Source organism: Streptomyces sp. NBC_00989, from assembly GCF_045162655.1.
Classification (GTDB): Bacteria; Actinomycetota; Actinomycetes; order Streptomycetales; family Streptomycetaceae; genus Streptomyces.
The window spans coordinates 2,520,825-2,538,437 of record NZ_CP108728.1 but is presented as its reverse complement, the minus strand read 5'-3'; the positions used below and the strand labels follow the sequence as shown (position 1 = coordinate 2,538,437).

General features: G+C 68.6%; 12 protein-coding genes. 8 read left to right on the top strand and 4 right to left on the bottom strand.

From position 1 onward, the window contains the following. Window positions 1–21: 21 nt before the first annotated feature. Window positions 22–1,734: a glycoside hydrolase family 6 protein gene (locus OG714_RS10970; RefSeq protein ID WP_406120150.1), complete on the top strand. Its 1,713-nt coding sequence runs from the start codon at window positions 22–24 to the stop codon at window positions 1,732–1,734. A 96-nt stretch (window positions 1,735–1,830) separates the two neighbouring features. On the opposite strand, the gene OG714_RS10965 is transcribed toward OG714_RS10970, so the two are convergent. Further along, window positions 1,831–2,607, bottom strand: coding sequence for a phytanoyl-CoA dioxygenase family protein (locus OG714_RS10965; protein WP_406120149.1), 777 nt, complete (start codon window positions 2,605–2,607; stop codon window positions 1,831–1,833). A 124-nt stretch (window positions 2,608–2,731) separates the two neighbouring features. Here OG714_RS10965 and OG714_RS10960 point away from each other — a divergent pair, with 124 nt between their 5' ends. Both OG714_RS10960 and OG714_RS10955 read left to right on the top strand, forming a co-directional pair. After that, entirely contained in the window at window positions 2,732–3,703 is a 972-nt protein-coding gene (locus OG714_RS10960; protein WP_406120148.1) for a methyltransferase, read from the top strand. Between the two features lie 101 nt (window positions 3,704–3,804). Continuing rightward, the gene (locus OG714_RS10955; RefSeq protein ID WP_406120147.1) at window positions 3,805–4,509 is read left to right on the top strand and encodes an SDR family oxidoreductase; all 705 of its coding nucleotides are present in this window, start codon (window positions 3,805–3,807) and stop codon (window positions 4,507–4,509) included. 112 nt (window positions 4,510–4,621) lie between these two features. On the opposite strand, the gene OG714_RS10950 is transcribed toward OG714_RS10955, so the two are convergent. Beyond that, a complete protein-coding gene (locus OG714_RS10950; RefSeq protein WP_406120146.1) occupies window positions 4,622–5,314 on the bottom strand; it encodes a glycoside hydrolase family 75 protein in 693 nt (230 codons plus the stop codon). Window positions 5,315–5,513: 199 nt separating this feature from the next. Next, on the bottom strand, window positions 5,514–6,350 hold the full coding sequence (locus OG714_RS10945) for an aldo/keto reductase (protein ID WP_406120145.1): 837 nt from the start codon (window positions 6,348–6,350) through the stop codon (window positions 5,514–5,516). A gap of 556 nt (window positions 6,351–6,906) precedes the next feature. Here OG714_RS10945 and OG714_RS10940 point away from each other — a divergent pair. Genes OG714_RS10940 through OG714_RS10920 form a run of 5 tightly spaced genes read left to right on the top strand, consistent with a single transcriptional unit; the run spans window position 6,907 to window position 15,599 of the window. Further along, a complete protein-coding gene (locus tag OG714_RS10940) occupies window positions 6,907–8,082 on the top strand; it encodes a glycoside hydrolase family 105 protein (protein WP_406120144.1) in 1,176 nt (391 codons plus the stop codon). A gap of 4 nt (window positions 8,083–8,086) precedes the next feature. Further along, entirely contained in the window at window positions 8,087–8,875 is a 789-nt protein-coding gene (locus tag OG714_RS10935) for a Tat pathway signal sequence domain protein (protein WP_406120143.1), read from the top strand. Window positions 8,876–8,899: 24 nt separating this feature from the next. Then, window positions 8,900–12,157 (top strand): glycosyl hydrolase family 28 protein, encoded by a 3,258-nt coding sequence (locus tag OG714_RS10930; protein ID WP_406120142.1) that lies wholly within the window; start codon window positions 8,900–8,902, stop codon window positions 12,155–12,157. Continuing rightward, complete coding sequence (locus OG714_RS10925) at window positions 12,154–13,524, top strand: glycoside hydrolase family 27 protein (RefSeq protein ID WP_406120141.1); 1,371 nt, start codon at window positions 12,154–12,156, stop codon at window positions 13,522–13,524. The genes OG714_RS10930 and OG714_RS10925 overlap by 4 nt, the downstream gene beginning before the upstream one ends. Continuing rightward, window positions 13,521–15,599 (top strand): PQQ-dependent sugar dehydrogenase, encoded by a 2,079-nt coding sequence (locus OG714_RS10920; protein WP_406120140.1) that lies wholly within the window; start codon window positions 13,521–13,523, stop codon window positions 15,597–15,599. Before OG714_RS10925 ends, OG714_RS10920 begins: the two co-directional genes overlap by 4 nt. A 12-nt stretch (window positions 15,600–15,611) precedes the next feature. Here the strand turns inward: OG714_RS10920 and OG714_RS10915 are convergent, their stop codons facing one another. Then, the gene (locus tag OG714_RS10915) at window positions 15,612–17,438 is read right to left on the bottom strand and encodes an AMP-dependent synthetase/ligase (protein ID WP_406120139.1); all 1,827 of its coding nucleotides are present in this window, start codon (window positions 17,436–17,438) and stop codon (window positions 15,612–15,614) included. Window positions 17,439–17,613: the final 175 nt, after the last annotated feature.

The window sequence follows — 17,613 nt, the reverse complement described above, 5'->3', positions numbered from 1 at the left end:
CAGACAAGGAAACCCGCACTCATGAGCCGTACCAGAACAGCGTTGCTCGCTGCCTTGGTGCTCGTCGCCGGGGCCTCGGGGACGGCGGTCGCCGCCACCCCCTCGGCGGACGTCGGCATCGCCGCGATCCCCTGCAGCGTCGACTACAAGGTGCAGAACCAGTGGGACACCGGCTTCACCGCCGCCGTCACGATCACCAATAACGGGGCCGCGAAGTCCAGTTGGGCCGCGAAGTGGTCGTACGCCGGTAACCAGAAGATCACCAGCGGCTGGAACGCGAAGATCAGCCAGAGCGGGACCGCCGTCACGGCGGCCAACGAGACCTACAACGGGAGCCTGGGGACCGGGAGTTCGGTCAGCTTCGGCTTCAACGCCTCCTACAGCGGCACCAACGCGCTGCCGACCACCTTCACCCTCGACGGAGTGACCTGCAACGTCGACGACGGCAGCGGTGGGGGAGGGGGTGGCGGCACCGATCCCGGCACGCGGGTCGACAACCCGTACGCGGGCGCCAAGGTGTACGTGAACCCGGAGTGGTCCGCGAAGGCCGCCGCCGAGACCGGCGGCAGCCGCGTCTCCAGTCAGCCCACCGGGGTCTGGCTCGACCGCATCGCCGCCATCAACGGTGTCAACGGCGGGATGGGCCTGCGCGCCCACCTCGACGCGGCGCTCGCCCAGAAGGGCACCGGCGAAGAGGTCGTCCAACTCGTCGTCTACGACCTCCCCGGGCGCGACTGCGCGGCCCTTGCCTCCAACGGTGAACTCGGCCCGACCGAGATCGGCCGCTACGAGAGCGAGTTCATCGACCCGATCGCCGCGATCCTCGCCGACAGCAAGTACGCCTCGCTGCGGATCGTCACCACGATCGAGATCGACTCGCTGCCCAACCTGGTGACCAACACCGGCAGCAAGGCCACCGCGACCCCGCAGTGCGACACGATGCTCGCCAACGGCAACTACGTGAAGGGCGTCGGATACGCGCTGAACAAGCTCGGCGCGATCCCCAACGTCTACAACTACATCGACGCCGGACACCACGGCTGGCTCGGCTGGGACGACAACTTCCTCCCCTCCGCGAACCTCTTCTACCAGGCCGCGAACGCCGAGGGCGCGACCGTGAACGACGTGGCCGGCTTCATCACCAACACGGCCAACTACAGCGCCCTGAAGGAGAACAACTTCACCATCAACGACAGCGTGAACGGTGTCTCCGTACGCCAGTCCAAGTGGGTCGACTGGAACCGCTACGTGGACGAGCAGTCGTACGCCCAGGCATTCCGCAACCAGTTGGTGTCGGTGGGCTTCAACTCCGGTATCGGCATGCTGATCGACACGTCGCGGAACGGCTGGGGCGGTTCGGCCCGGCCGACCGGTCCGGGTGCGACCACCAGTGTGGACACGTACGTCGACGGCGGACGCTACGACCGGCGGATCCAGGTCGGGAACTGGTGCAACCAGTCCGGTGCGGGTCTCGGTGAGCGGCCGAAGGCCGCCCCCGCGACCGGGATCGACGCGTACGTGTGGATGAAGCCGCCGGGTGAGTCGGACGGGTCCAGCACGGCCATCGCCAACGACGAGGGCAAGGGCTTCGACCGGATGTGCGACCCGACGTACACGGGGAACGCGCGCAACGGCAACAACATGTCCGGTGCGCTGGCGAACGCTCCGCTGTCCGGACACTGGTTCTCTGCGCAGTTCCAGCAGCTGATGGCGAACGCGTACCCGCCTCTGTAGGCCGGTCTCAAGCTGCGGGCCGTATGTGGCTGGTCGCGCCCACGCGGCGGAGCCGCAAATCGATACAGCCCCGCGCCTCTTTCAGGGGCGCGGGGGTCAGCCCTCGTTCGACAGGCCCCGGCGGATTGCTTGCTCCACCACCGAGTAGTCGCCGTTGGACCGTTCCAACTCGTACGGCACCGCCGGCATCAGCGGTGGCTGCCCCATGAAGCGGGGGCGGTCGCCGTGGTGGGGCTGGGCGGCGTGGACCAGGAAGGGGTGGCAGAGGTAGACGTCACCGGGCTGACCGGTGGCGTACGCGAGGGGGCGCCCGGCGGATGCCTCGGCCACCTTCGGGCCGAGGGTCAGCGAGGAGGCGCCCTTCTCGCCGTACGGTTCGAGGACGCGCGGGACGTCGAGGTGGGAGCCGACCCGGATGCGGGTCGGCGCGTTCTCCTCGGTCACCTCGGAGTAGAGCATCAGCATCAGCAGGGCCCGGCCGCGCGAGGCCAGATTCGCGTACGGCCACTCGTTCTCAGCGCCCTCCGCCGCGTAGCTGCCCTCGATGTGCCAGCCTGCGTCGTCCGGTTCCGTCGCGTGCGGGAAGCGCAGCGGGAAACTGCCCACCGAGTACCGGGACTGCCACCGGCCGGCGCCCACCAGCAGGTCGAACGCCTCATGCAGGACAGGGGAGTTGACCGAGGCGGCGAACGGTCCCTGGGCCATGTCGCTCACCCACACCACGGGGTCCTGCCAGGTGCCGGGGTCCTCCGCGTCGTAGCCCGTCTCCCGCCACAGCAGCCGAGCGCAGTGCTCGGCGACCCGCGGTGGGAAGGCCCCCTCGATCTTCACGAACCCGTCTTCGAGGAAGCGTTCCACCATCACGTCGTCCATACGGGCATGCTCGGCGACGGACGACCTGTTCCGCACCTCATTTTTTGCCGCTTCGGCAACGGAACTGGCCGTCGAACGGTGCGTCGGCGCAGGCTGACGGCACGCGGACGAGAGGCTGACCACCATGGCGCACGAGCACGAGCACGACCACAAGCCGGGCCCGGACCACGACCACAAGCCGGGCCCGGACCACGACCACAAGCCGGGCCCGGACCACGACCACAAGCTGGGCCTGAGCCACCACCACGACCACACCGACATCGACTGGGCCGTCATGGGCCCCCTGCTGGAGACCCAGGCGGAGCTGTTCGCGCCCCTGTACGAGCGGGCCATGGCGTGGCTCGCGAAGGAGCGGACCGATCCGGGGCTGATCGTCGACGTGGGCAGCGGGCCCGGTGTGGTCGCGTGTCTGTTCGCGGAGACGTTCCCGGGCGCCCGGGTCGTCGCGGTGGACGGTTCCGAACCGCTCCTGGAGCGGGCCCGCGCCCGCGCCGACCGGCAGGGCTTCGGCGACCGCTTCAGCACGCTGGCCGGTGAACTGCCCGAGGTGCTGGGGCAGTTGGAGTATCCGGCCGACCTGCTGTGGGCCAGCCGCAGCCTGCACCACCTCGGGGACCAGCGCGCCGGTCTCGCCGCGTTCGCGGAGCGGCTCGCGCCCGGCGGCACCCTCGCCATCATGGAGGGCGGCCTGCCCTCCCGGTTCCTGCCCCGCGACTTCGGCATCGGCCGCCCGGGCCTGGAGGCGCGGATCGACGCGATCGAGGCCGAGTGGTTCGCGCAGATGCGCACCGACCTCCCCGGCGCGGTCACCGAGACCGAGGACTGGCCCGCCCTCCTGACCTCGGCCGGCCTGAAGCACACCGGCAGCCGCAGCTTCCTCCTCGACCTGCCCGCCCCGGCCCCGGACCGCGTCCGCGCCTACGCCGCCACCTGGCTGACCCGCGTCCGTGACACCTACGGCGAGGCTCTCGACGCCGACGACATGGCCACCCTCGACCGGCTCGTCGACCCCGAGGACCCGGCGGGTGTGCACCGGCGCGCGGATGTGTTCGTGCTGGCCGCGCACACCGTGCACACGGCGGTACGGGCCGGCTGAAAGGGCCCGTGATCTCGGCGGCTTGACTTCGAGAGTGCTCAAGGTGATGAACTGCCCCTCCGACTGCGCGGAGTTCACCGACCCACGGGGGGACCACCACCATGAACGACAACTCTCACGTCGCACTCATAACCGGCGGCGGCAGTGGCATCGGGGCCGCCGTCGCCCGGCAACTCCTCAGCGCCGGGGGCCGGGTTGCCGTCACCGGCCGCAGCGAGCAGCGGCTGCACGCCTTCGCCGCTCAACTCGGCCACCCCGAGGGCCTGTTGACGATCCCCGGCAGTGCCGCCGAGTACGACGAGGTGCAGGCCGCCGTCGAGACGACCCTCAAACAGTTCGGCCGGCTGGACGCGGTCGTCGCCAACGCCGGGGTCGCCACGCACGACTCGGTCGCCGAGGGTGACCCGACCGGGTGGACCGAGATGGTGCTGACCAACGTCCTCGGCCCCGCGCTGCTGATCCGGGCGTCCGTCGACGCGCTGAAGCAGACGCACGGCCGGATCGTGCTGATCGGCAGCGTCGCCGGGTTCGTGCACACCCCCGGCAACATCTACGGCGCGACCAAGTGGGCGATGACCGGTCTCGCCGAGAACACCCGGCGCGAGGTCACGGAGTTCGGCATCGGGGTGACGCTGGTCGCCCCGGGCCGGGTGGAGACCCCGTTCTGGGACGGCAACGGCAGCCTGCCGCCCGGCCATCTCCTCACCGCCGACCAGATCGCCGACACGATCCTCTGGTCGATCCGCCAGCCCGCCGGCGTCGACATCAACACCGTCGTCGTACGGCCGATCGGGCAGCCCAACTGACGTAGCGGACCCAACTCGTCCACGGGAAAGGCCCGTTGCCGCGAACAGCCGCGAACAGCCGCGAACAGCCGCGAACGGTCGTGACAACGGGCCAACTCATGTCCTCCTGGGCTCAGTTGTTCGACAGGAACTGCTTCGCCAACTGGTCGCCCAGCGAGACCGCCGCGCTGTGGCTCTCGATGGGGGAGACCGTCGAGTTCTTGAACAGGATGTACGTCACGCCGGAGTCGGCGCCGCCGGTCGCCGGGTCGGGGTCGATGCCGAGGGCGCTGGCCGTGGCGTAGGAGGCCTCGCCGATGATGTTGGTGGGGCCGGTGTCGCCGACGACCGCGTACTCGACCTTGTTGTTGTAGATCACGGCGACCACACCGCCGCCCTTGATGCCGTAGCTGGAGTACTTCCAGATGCTGCTGGAGCTGGGCACCACGATGTACGGCAGTGAATCCGCCTTCAGGGGCTGGCCGTTGGACTGGTGGAACGCCGTGTCGTCCTGGTACCAGGGGTCGGCGTTCTCGTTGCACTTCGCGGTGCGCTGGCCGTCGCAGTCGATGTCCATGTCGGCCTTCCAGAACACGGCACCGTTCTTGCCGCACACCGGGATGGTGGCCGAAGTCTCGTCGTCGGTACGGTACTTGCCGCTCGATATCTGCGAGCAGGACGTCACCTTGGAGAGCAGGCTGGCCGCGCTGACCGAGCCCTCCTGAGCCGACTTGGGGGTGGCGCCGGAGGCACTCGCGGGGAGTACTCCGGCGGCGAGCAGGGCGGCAGCCGAGGCCGCGGCGAGGGTCAGTGTTCGCATGCGCACTGTGGGGGACCCTTCTGTTAGGAAAGTTTCCTTACCGGGTGCGCAACAAGGTGGACCCGTCCGCATGCTCGCGTCAAGACCCTGGTACGAACCAAGTGCGAACCCGGCGGGGCCGGCGGCACGGAAAAGCGAAGCGCCCCGGAGCCGACAGGCTCCGGGGCGATCGCACTACCTGGGGTTCAGGCCATGTGCCCGGATTTCAGGCCGCGTTGAACGTCGACGGGTCGGGACCCAGTCGCCGGTCCTCGTTCAGCGCGCTGATCGCCGCGAGGTCCTCGGTGTCCAGGCTGAAGTCGAAGACCTCGATGTTCTCCTTGATCCGCGACGGCGTCACGGACTTGGGGATCACCACGTTGCCGAGCTGGATGTGCCAGCGCAGTACGACCTGGGCCGGGGTGCGGCCGTGCTTCTGGGCGATGGCGACGATCGCCGGGACCTCCAGGAGGCCCTTGCCCGAGCCGAGCGGCGACCAGGCCTCGGTCGCGATGCCCTGCTCCGCCTGGTACTCGCGCCCCGCGCGCTGCTGGAACTGCGGGTGCAGTTCGATCTGGTCGACCGCCGGGATGACCGAGGTGCCCTCGATCAGCCGGGCCAGGTGGTCGGGTTCGAAGTTGGAGACGCCGATGGCGCGGATCCGGCCGTCCGCGTACAGCTTCTCGAACGCCTTGTAGCTGTCGAGGTACTTGTCCCGGGCCGGAGTCGGCCAGTGGATCAGATACAGATCCAGGTACTCCAGGCCGAGCTTCGCCAGCGACACGTCGAAGGCGCGCAGTGTGGCGTCGTATCCCTGGTCGCTGTTCCAGAGCTTGGTGGTGACGAAGAGGTCCTCGCGCGGGACGCCGGACGCGGCGATGGCCTTGCCGGTGCCCTCTTCGTTGCCGTAGATCGCAGCCGTGTCGATGCTGCGGTACCCGGCCTCGAGCGCGGTGGCCACCGCCCGCTCCGCCTCGGCGTCCGGCACCTGCCAGACGCCGAAGCCCAGCTGGGGCATCTCGACACCGTTGTTGAGGATGATCGGGGGGACCTTGCTGCTCACGAGCTCTCGATCCTTCAGTCGTCGGGTGGTACTCACATCGTCAACGATCAGGGGTCGTGCCGCATTCCTGACCGCGGAATCCGTCCGGACCGAGGGGTGAATCGGCGCCGGTATCCGAAGATTGGCGAGAAATGCATCCGATGTTATTCGGTCCGGACCATTGACCGCGGACCGTCATGCCGCAACGCTAAGCACGCCATCGGACGCGTCCTTGAACGCGGTGCGTCCATGTGAACACCAGCACCTGTCTGGACTCCGAGACCCCCCAGCCCTCAGGAGAGCAGGTATGCGCGCATGAGTAGACCCTTGCCCGGGATCCTCCAGACGGAACACCGTATGCAGGAAACATCGGATGAAAAGGTGTGGTGAAGGCCTCGTCGACCACGGGCCCGCACGGCGAACGGACCGGCGACGGTGAGCGGGTGCTTCTTCGGTCCGGCCGACTGAATGGTCGGTCAATAGAAGTGCCGGCAGCCGCGGCGTTCCCGTGTGCCGGACCCGAGCCCGCGGGACCCGCGCACTCCACCCGAACCCACCGAACGCGAAAGGGAGGAACATGAGACGCCGACGCCTGCGAACGGCCCTGACCGCGGCGGCCCTCGCCACCGCCACCCTGACCGGAGCGGCCCCGCCGCTAGAGACGGCGGTGGCGGCGAGCCGGCCGGCCGCGGCGCCCGACTGGTCCGTGGCCGTGGTCGACTCGACGACGGCCCGCTACACACCGAGCACCATCGGCGGCTGGTCGTACCCGGTCGGCCTCTACCTCTACGGCCAGTACCTCACCTACCGGCGCACCCACGACGCCCGCTACCTGGCCTACATCAAGAGCTACGTCGACCGTTTCGTGAAGAGCGACGGCTCGATCGACCAGTCCTTCAACAGCCTCGACAGCATGCAGGCCGGCCGCCTCCTGGTGATCCTGCACCACGAGACCGGCCAGGACCGCTACCGCAAAGCGGCCAAGAAGATCCGCGACCGCCTCGACACCTACCCGCGCACGAGCGACGGCGGCTTCTGGCACGCCGACAGCAGCAGCCGCGCCCATCAACTCTGGGCGGACGGCGTCTACATGGTGAACCCGTTCCTCGTCGAGTACGGCAAGGAGTTCGGCGACAGCGCCTACACGAACGACGAGGCGGCCAAGCAGCTCTATGTCTACGGCAGCCATCTCCAGGTCGCGAACGGCCTGTTGAGGCACGCGTACGACGAATCGCGCACCGCGAGCTGGGCCGACCCCGGGACCGGACTCGCGCCGGAACACTGGTGCCGCGCGGTCGGCTGGTACGCGATGGCCATCACGAACGTCCTCGACGCACTCCCCGCCGATCATCCGCGCCGGCCCCAACTCCTGGGTATCCTCCGCCGGTTGGCGGCCGGACTGGAGAAATACCAGGATCCGGCGACCGGCCGCTGGTTCCAGGTCATGGACAAGGGCGCCCGCAGCGACAACTGGACCGAGACATCCTGCTCCAGCATGTTCACCTACGCCCTCTCGCGCGGCGCCCAACAGGGCTACCTGGACCGGCACTTCGCCGATGTCGCCCGGCGCGGCTACGAGGGCGTCCTGGCGAAGCTCTCCGTCGGCACCGACGGCCGCACCGACCTCACGGACATCTCCATCGGCACGAACGTCGGCGACTACGCGTACTACGTCGCCCGCACCCGGGCCACGAACGACTTCCACGGCCTGGGCGCCTTCCTGATCATGAACGAACAACTGCGAGGTGATTAGTGTCATGAGCACGTCCAGAAGGGCGGTTCTCGGAGCCGCTCTCGGCGGAGCCGCCGGCGCGGCGGCCGGCCTCTCGGCCGCCACGCCCGCGCACGCCGCCTCCTGGCAGCAGAAGTGGGCGCCGACCGCGACCGGCGACGGCCTCGGCGCCTTCGAGACCGTCGAGGACGACCGCGCCGACTCGCACCCGGCCGGGCACCCGCACATCTACGCCACCGGAAACAACTGGCGCTTCACCATGCATACGGTCGACCGCGACACGTCGACCGACCGGCAGCGCCAGGAGGTCACCGGTCTGCGCACCGGCAGGAGCAGCTACCTCAAGTGGACCGAGGGGCAGACCTGGCGGATCACGTACTCGATGTACATCCCCAGCTCCCTGAAGGCGACCACGACCTTCACGCACATCATGCAGATGAAGCAGCCCGGCAGCGGGACCTCGCCGATCGTCGTGCAGTCCCTGCGACGCGTGAACGGCGTGCAGACCATCGAGCTGAACCTGCCGATCGCCGGTGTCCTGGTCGGCCGCACCGACCTCGATCCGCTGCACGACCGGTGGACCGACGTCGACTTCCAGATCAAGGTCGGCAACGGCACGGCCGGTTCGGTCCGCTGGATCCTCAAGTCCGGCTCCACGACGGTGATCGACAAGTCGCGGACCGGCGTCGACACCTTCCTCGCCGACCGTGTCCGCCCCAAGTGGGGCATCTACCGCTCCCTCGGCGACACCTCCGGGTCCCTTCAGGACACCTACCTCCTGCTCACCGATCTCCGCGGCTACCAGCTCGGGTGAGGAGCACGCTCCATGAAACCCCCCATGAAATCGCCCCTGTACAAGCGGAGTTGGGCGGCGAGCGTGTTCTTCGCGTTCACCGTCGTCCTCGGCCTCGCCCACCCCTCGGCCCTCGCGGCGGCACATCCCGCAACGCCCTCACCCGCCGCACCGCACGCCACCGTCTACGACGTCCGCGACTACGGCGCCAAGGGCGACGGTTCCGCCAATGACACCCCGGCCGTCAACAAGGCCATCACGGCGGCCAGTTCGGCCGGCGGCGGCACCGTCCGCTTCCCCGCCGGCACGTACAAGTCCAAGAACACCATCCACATGAAGAGCGACGTGACGCTCCAGGTCGACACCGGCGCCACGCTCCAGGGCTCGTCCGCCGACACCTACGACGCCCCCGAGCCCAACCCGTACGACCAGTACCAGGACTACGGGCACAGCCACTTTCACAACGCGATGATCTACGGCGACCGGCTCACGAACATCGGCTTCGTCGGCGGCGGGGTCATCGACGGGCTCGGCAACCTGATCACCGGCAACCCCAAGTCGGGCGAGGCCGACAAGATCCTGTCGCTGACGCGCTGCAACGGCCTCCGCATCGGCGACGGCCTCACCCTGCGCCGGGGCGGCCACTTCGCCGCGCTGATCAACGGCTGCACGAACGTCACCTCGGACCGGCTGACCATCGACACCGCGAGCGACCGCGACGGCTGGAACATCATCTCCACCACGAACGTCACCGTCACCGACGCCAGCATCAAGGCGAACGACGACGCACTCGTCTTCAAGAGCGACTACGCACTCGGCGCCAAACTCCCCAACGGCCATGTGCGCGTGAGCGATTCGTATCTGTCGGCCAAGTGCTGCAACGCGCTGATGTTCGGCTCCGAGACCTGCGGCGACTTCTCGGACTACCGGTTCGAGAAGATCCGGATCGAGGGCGCCGACAAGTCCGGCCTCGGCATGGTCTCCATGGACGGCGCGAAGATCTCCGACGTCCACTACCGCGACATCACCATGACCGGCGTCCACTCACCGATCATGGAGAAGATCGGCACCCGCAAACGCTGCGGCAACAGTCCGGGTGTCGGCTCGATCAGCGACGTCACCTACGACAACATCACGGCCACCGGCAACAGCCCCTCCTTCAGTCCGACTCTGTGGGGCGAGACCGGTCACCGCATCGACGGGATCACGTTCACGAACGTCAACGTCACCGTCCCCGGCGGCAACGGCACGATGTCCACCGGCGTACCGGGCAACGACCCCAAGGACTACAACCCGAAGGCCATCGGCACCCGGCCGGCCTACGGCTGGTATCTGCACAACGCCGACCACGTCCAATTCACCGACAGCTCAGTGAAGTTCGCGACGGACGACGGCCGCCCGGCGGTCATCGCCAACGCGGCGAGCGACATCCGCTTCACCGGCTTCACCGCGCGGCGCGGTGCCAACTCGCCCTACGACCTGGGCTTCCAGGACGTGAACGGCTACTGCGTGAGCGGCGCCGGCTCGCCGCGCGTCTCCACCACCGGCTCCACCGAGAACTGCGCGCCCGCGAGCACGCGCCCGCCCGGTGCCGCCACCCGCCCGCTCGACCTGGAGAACCCCCGCCAGGACTTCCTCCGCGGCTCCGTCGGCGGCCTCTTCCTGCACTGGGGCCTGCGCACCGCGCCCGCCCACACCAGTTGCACCGCCTGGGAGAGCGATGTCACGAGCGGCGGCTGGACCCCCGACTACTGGGTGAACGAGGCCCAGAAACTGCATACGCAATACCTCGTACTGGCGACCTTCCACAGCCGCCTCGGCTACGCCCGCCCCTGGCCCTCGAAGATCCCCGGATCCTGCTCCACCAAGCGGGACTTCGTCGGCGAGCTGATCACCGCCGCCAAGGCCAAGGGCTTGAAGGTCATCCTCTACATGACCGACGACCCCCAGTGGCACGCCGACGGCGGCCACGAGTGGCTCGACTCGGCCGCCTACTCCGCCTACAAGGGCAAGAACGTCGACCTGACCACCCGCGACGGCTTCGGGCAGTTCAGCTACGACAACTTCTTCGAGGTCATGGACCGCTATCCCGACCTCGGCGGCTTCTGGATCGACAACGACAACGCGTACTGGGAGAGCCACGACCTCTACCAGCAGATCTACCAGAAGCGCCCGAACTACACGCTCAGCAACAACAACGAAGACACGCCCATCATGGACATGATCAGCAACGAGCAGAAGACGGGAATGACGCCCGCCTACGACTACCCCCAGGCCGTGTACACCGCACAACCCCGCCTGACGGAAGCCGACTTCAAGCTCCCGTCGACCGGAGCGTGGTGGTACGACGGCTCCGACCCGTCCGTCGACCGGGCCCTCACCCTCGGCCGCCTCGTCACCAACGCCGGCTCCTCGGTCAAGGCCCTGATGGCGGAGACCGCCCAGGTCAACGGCAGATTCCCGGCGAACCAGGCGTCCTTCAACACCTTCGCCGACTCCTACCTCGCCCCCATCTGGGAGTCCCTGCACGGCACTGAGGGCGGCGGCTACATGTACGGCGGCCTGAAACCCGGCTTCTGGAACGACGGCGCCCACGGCGTCACCACCATCAGCCGGACCGACCCGAACCTCCAGTACATCCACGTCCTGACCCCGCCCGGCACCGGCACCCTGCGCATCCGCGACAACGGCTACCGCATCGCCTCCGTCACCAACCTCCGTACCGGAGCGGCGATTTCGTGGTCCCAGTCCGGCGGAGTGCTCACGCTCAGCGGCCTCGGCGGCTGGGACCCGTACGACACCGTCTTCAAGGTCACGACCGCCGGCCGCCAGGGCATCCTGTCCGGCGTCACCGTGAGCGCGAGCGCCTCGGCGAGCGGGCACGCGGGTTCGGCCGCAGGGGACGGGAGTTACCTCACCTACTGGGACAACGACAAGACCCTGCCGGTCAACCTCACCTTCGATCTGGGCAGTTCGAAGAAGGTGCGGTACATCGGGCTCAACCAGCGCGAGGACTCCGTCGCCTACGCCCGCTCCGACACCGAGCAGTCGGCGCGGATCAAGGCGTACAAGGTGTTCCTGAGCAACGACGGCACCAACTGGGGCAGCGCGGTAAAGACCGGCCAGCTCCCAAGTCGCCGCGGAATCCAGGGCATTGACCTCACCGCGGCCGACGCGCGCTACGTCCGCCTCGAAGTCGACTCCACCTGGGCCGCCGCCACCGACACCACCCGCTACCAGCGGCTGCGGATCGACGAGGCCTGGATCGGCACCTCCTACGCGACCCCCGGGGGATCGTCATGACACACATCGGACCCAGACCGTTCGTGGCGGCGCTCGCCGGGCTGCTGGCCGCCTCCGCGCTTCCCCTCCTGAGCGGCCCGACCCCGGCCGCGGCCTCCGACAACGGCCAGTCCACCCGCCCCGCCATGGGCTGGAGCAGCTGGAGCTACGTCCGCCGCACGCCCACCGAGGCGAAGATCAAGGCCCAGGCCGACGCCCTCGTGTCGAGCGGCCTCAAGAACCACGGCTTCGTGTACGTCAACCTCGACGACTTCTGGCAGAAGTGCGACGCCAACGGCTTCACCGTCGACTCCTACGGCCGCTGGGCCGTCGACACGGCCAAGTTCCCTTCCGGAATCAAGGCGTTGGCCGACTACATCCACTCCAAGGGACTGAAGTTCGGCTTCTACGTCACCCCGGGCATCGCCAAGAACGCGGTCACCGCGAACACCCCGATCGAGGGCACCTCGTACCACGCGAAGGACATCGCGGACACGTCCAGGACCGAGAAGAACTACAACTGCAAGAACATGTACTATATCGACTACGGGAAGCCGGGCGCCCAGGAGTTCGTCAACTCGTGGGCCAAGCAGTTCGCTTCCTGGGGCGTCGACTACCTGAAGATCGACGGCGTGGGCAGCGCCGACATCCCCGACGTCCAGGCCTGGGACAAGGCCCTGCGCGCGAGCGGACGGTCCGTCAACTTCGCGCTCTCCAACAACCTTCCGATCGCCGACGCCACCACCTGGCGCTCGCTGGCGAACAGTTGGCGCACCCAGGGCGACGTCGAGTGCTACTGCGGACCCGGCGCCAACGGCAGCGGCTATCCGCTGACCGACTGGTCGCACGTCTCCGCGCGCTTCAACACCGCCGCGTCCTGGCAGCCGTACGCGGGGCCGGGCGGCTGGAACGACCTGGACTCGCTGGAGGTCGGCAACGGCGACCAGGTGGGGCTGACGGCCGACCAGCGGCGCTCGCACTTCACCCTGTGGGCGATGGCCGGCTCGCCCCTGCTGCTCGGCACCGACGTCACCCACCTCGACCCCGTCGACAAGGCGATGCTCACCAACGACCGCCTCATCGGCGTCGATCAGGACGGCGTCGCCGCGAAACGCGTGGTGAACAGCGGTGTGCAGCAGGTCTGGAGCAAACGGGAGAGCGACGGAGCCTACGTGGTCGCGCTGTTCAACACCGGGACGTCCGGCAGCGCGACGGTCTCCGTGAACTGGTCGAAGGTCGGCTTCACCGGCTCCGGCGACGTCACCGACCTCTGGTCCGGCTCCCACAAGGGCACGATCACGGACTCGTACAGCGCGACGCTACGGCCGGGCGAGACCCGCCTGATCCGGGTGAACCCGGTCGACGGCACCCTGAGGGGGCACTCATGACACGCGGCACACCACCGGCGCGGGGCACGCGGGGCCCCTCCTCGGCGCTTTCCCCGCTTCTCTCCCTCGCCCTCACGCTGGCCCTCGCCGTGCCGCTCGCCGGGCTCACCGGCAGTACCGCGCACGCGGCGACCACCGACTACCAGGCCGAGGACGCCACCGTCGTCCAGGGCACCGTGGCCACCAACCACACCGGCTACACGGGCACCGGCTTCGTCGACTACACCAACGTCACTGGTTCCTATGTGGAGTTCGCGGTGAGCGCGACCGCCACCGGCACCGCGTCGATCGCGCTGCGCTACGCCAACGGCACCGCCGTCGACCGCCCGTTGGACATCTCCGTCAACGGCACGGTCGTCGCGTCCGCCGTCTCCTTCCCGGCCACCGCCGACTGGAACACGTGGGCGACGAAGACCGTGAACGTCCCGCTGACCGCCGGCACGGACAAGATCCGGGCGACCGCGACCACCGCGAACGGGGGCCCCAACCTCGACCGGATCAGCGTGGGTACCGCGGTCGACGCGCAGGCCCCGACCCGCCCCGGGCAGCCGAGTTGCCCGGACGTCGGCGAAGACGGCCTGACGCTCGCCTGGGGCGCCTCGACCGACAACGTGGGCGTCGCGGCGTACGACCTCTACGAGCACGGCAACAAGATCGGTGAGGCGTCCGGGAGTTCGACCAGCAAGGCCCTCACCGGGCTCGCCCCGAACACCACCTACGACCTCACCGTCATCGCCCGCGACGCGGCCGGCAACACCTCACCGGCCAGCCCGGTCGTTGACTGCACGACGAAACCCAGCTCCGACACCACCCCGCCGACCAAGCCCGGTACTTTGTCGACCGCCGACATCACATCGAACACGGTCGACCTCACCTGGGGCCCGTCCACCGACGACCGCTCGGTTGTTGCATACGACATCCGCAGCGGGGACACCGTCTACAAGACGGTCACCACCGGCACCTCCACCACCCTCACCGGCCTCGCCTGCGACAGCCCGTACACACTGAACGTCGTCGCACGCGACGCGGCCGGCAACCTCTCCCAGCCGAGCGACACCGTCACCTTCAGCACCAAGGCCTGCGCGACCGACGGCGGTGTCCCCTCGTCCGTCGCCACGCTCTCCACCGGCTGGACCATCCCGTGGGGCATCTACTGGATGCCCGACGGCCAGACCGCGCTCGTCACCGAGCGGGACGACTTCCGGGTGTGGAAGATGACCAAGGACGGGACCCGGACCCAGGTCGGGACGGTGCCCAACGCGGTCACCACCAACGGCGAGGGCGGCCTGCTCGGCGTCGCGGTCGACCCCAAGTGGGCCACCAACCACTACGTCTACTTCATGCACACCGCGTCCGAGGGAAACCGCGTCGTCCGCATGACGTACAACGGCACCACCCTCACCGGCTACACGGTCCTCCTCCAGGGCATCAAGAAGAACCGCTACCACAACGGCGGCCGCCTCGCCTTCGGCCCCGACGGCTACCTGTACGTCTCCACCGGCGAGGCCCAGACACCCGACCTCGCCCAGGACAAGACCTCGCTCAACGGCAAGATCCTGCGCATGACGACGGACGGCAAGCCGGCCCCCGGCAACCCGTTCGGCAACTACGTCTACTCGTACGGCCACCGCAACCCGCAAGGTCTCGCCTTCGACCGCAACGGCCGTTTGTGGGAAGCGGAGTTCGGCAACAGCTCCAAGGACGAACTCAACCTCATCAAGCCGGGCGCGAACTACGGCTGGCCCACCTGCGAAGGGAGTTGCAGCGTCGCCGGGATGACTAACCCCAAGGCCACCTGGAACGTAGACGAGGCCTCGCCCAGCGGGATCGCCATCGTCCGCAACGTCGTCTACATGGCGTCCCTGCGCGGCGAACGCCTGTGGCGCGTCCCGATCAACGGTGACACCGAGAGCGTCGGCACCCCGACGGCCTACTACGTCGGAACGTACGGCCGCCTGCGCACGGTCACCAAGGTCCCCGGCGCCGACCAGCTGTGGCTGTCGACCACCAACTGCGACAACAACGGCAACCAGGCGGACGGGTCCGACAAGATCTTCCGTGTGAACATCGGCTAGGGCAGCGGGAGTTCAGGCCCGGTACAGCGCCTCGACCTCGTTGGCGTACGTGTTCTCGATGGCCTTGCGCTTCAGCTTCAGGGACGGGGTCAGCAGCCCGTGTTCCTCGGTGAACGGCTGGGCCAGTATCCGGAAGGTGCGGATCGACTCGGCCTGCGAGACCAGGGTGTTGGCGGCGACCACCGCGCGCCGCACCTCGGTCTCCAGGTCGGCGTCCCGCACCAGCTCGGCCGGGGTCATCTGCGGCTTGCCGCGCATGGTGAGCCAGTGCTCGACGGCCTCGTGGTCGAGGGTGACCAGGGCGGCGATGTAGGGGCGGTCGTTGCCGACGACGATGCACTGCGAGACCAGCGGATGGTCCCGCACCCGCTCCTCGAGGAGTCCCGGCGCGACGCTCTTGCCGCCGGAGGTCACCAGGATCTCCTTCTTGCGCCCGGTGATGGTGAGATAGCCGTCCTCGTCGAGGGAGCCCAGGTCACCGGTGGCGAGCCAGCCGTCGTGCAGGGTCTCGTCGGTGGCCTTCTGGTTGTTGAGGTAGCCCTGGAAGACGTTGGGGCCGTTCAGCCAGATCTCGCCGTCGTCCGCGATGTGCACGGTGACACCGGGGATGGCCTGGCCGACCGTGCCGTAGCGGGTCCGCTCGGGCGGGTTGGCGGTCGCGGCGGCCGTCGACTCGGTGAGGCCGTAGCCCTCGTAGATCTGGACGCCCGCGCCGGCGAAGAACAGGCCGAGGCGCCGGTCCATGGCCGACCCGCCGGACATGGCGTTGCGGATACGGCCGCCCATCGCGGCCCGCACCTTGGAGTAGACGAGTTTGTCGAAGAGCTGGTGCTGCATGCGCAGGCCCGCCGAGGGGCCGGGGCCGATGCCCCAGGCCTTCTCCTCGATCGCGTCCGCGTACCGCACCGCGATCTCGACGGCCTTCTCGAACGGGCCGGCCTTGCCGTCCTTCTCGGCCTTGCGGCGGGCCGCGTTGAAGACCTTCTCGAAGATGTACGGCACGGCGAGGATGAACGTCGGCTTGAACGCGACCAGATCGGGCAGCAGGGCGGCCGCGTTGAGCTGCGGCTGGTGGCCGAAGCGGACCCCGCCGCGGATCGCCGCCACCTGCACCATCCGCCCGAAGACGTGCGCCAGCGGCAGGAACAGCAGGGTCGCCGCCTCGTCACCCTTCTTCGAGTGGAAGACGGACTCCCAGCGGTCGATGACCGTGTCCGCCTCGTACACGAAGTTGCCGTGCGAGATGACACAGCCCTTGGGTCTGCCCGTGGTGCCCGAGGTGTAGATGATCGTCGCGGTCGAGTCCGGGGTGACGGCCTGGCGGTGCCGGTGCACCACCTCGTCCTCGATGTGCGCGCCGGCGTCGTACAACTCCTGCACGGCGCCCGTGTCGAGCTGCCACAGCTGGTGCAGCGCGGGGAGGCGGTCGATGACGGTGGCGATGGTCATCGCGTGGTCCTCGTGCTCGACCATCGCCGCCGAGACCTGCGCGTCGTGCAGCATCCAGAAGCACTGCTCGGCCGACGACGTGGGGTAGATCGGCACCACCTGGGCGCCGATCGTCCACAGCGCGTAGTCGAACAGCGTCCACTCGTACCGGGTACGGGACATGATCGCGACCCGGTCGCCGAAGCGGATGCCCTGCGCGAGGAGGCCCTTGGCGAGGGCGAGGACCTCGTCGCGGAACTCGGCGGCGGTCACGTCCCGCCACTCGTCCCGCTCGTCCTTGCGGCCGAGGGAGACGTGGAGGGGGGCGTCCTGGGCACGCTCGAAGACGACGTCGGCCAGACCGCCCACCGGCGGTGCCAACGCCAACGGAGGGTTGTTGTACTCGCGCAAACCTCGCTCCCCGCTCCTGTTGGCACTCCCCTACAGCGCCGTGAAAGCTACCCCACCGGGCGGAAGGGCGGGAGGGGGTGGGAAAGCGAGCGGTCCTCACGTTCGCACTGGTCAGCGACGGAAAATGCCCGCACAAGGGGAAGGGTCGGACAGAAATCCTTACGGTTCCGTAGGT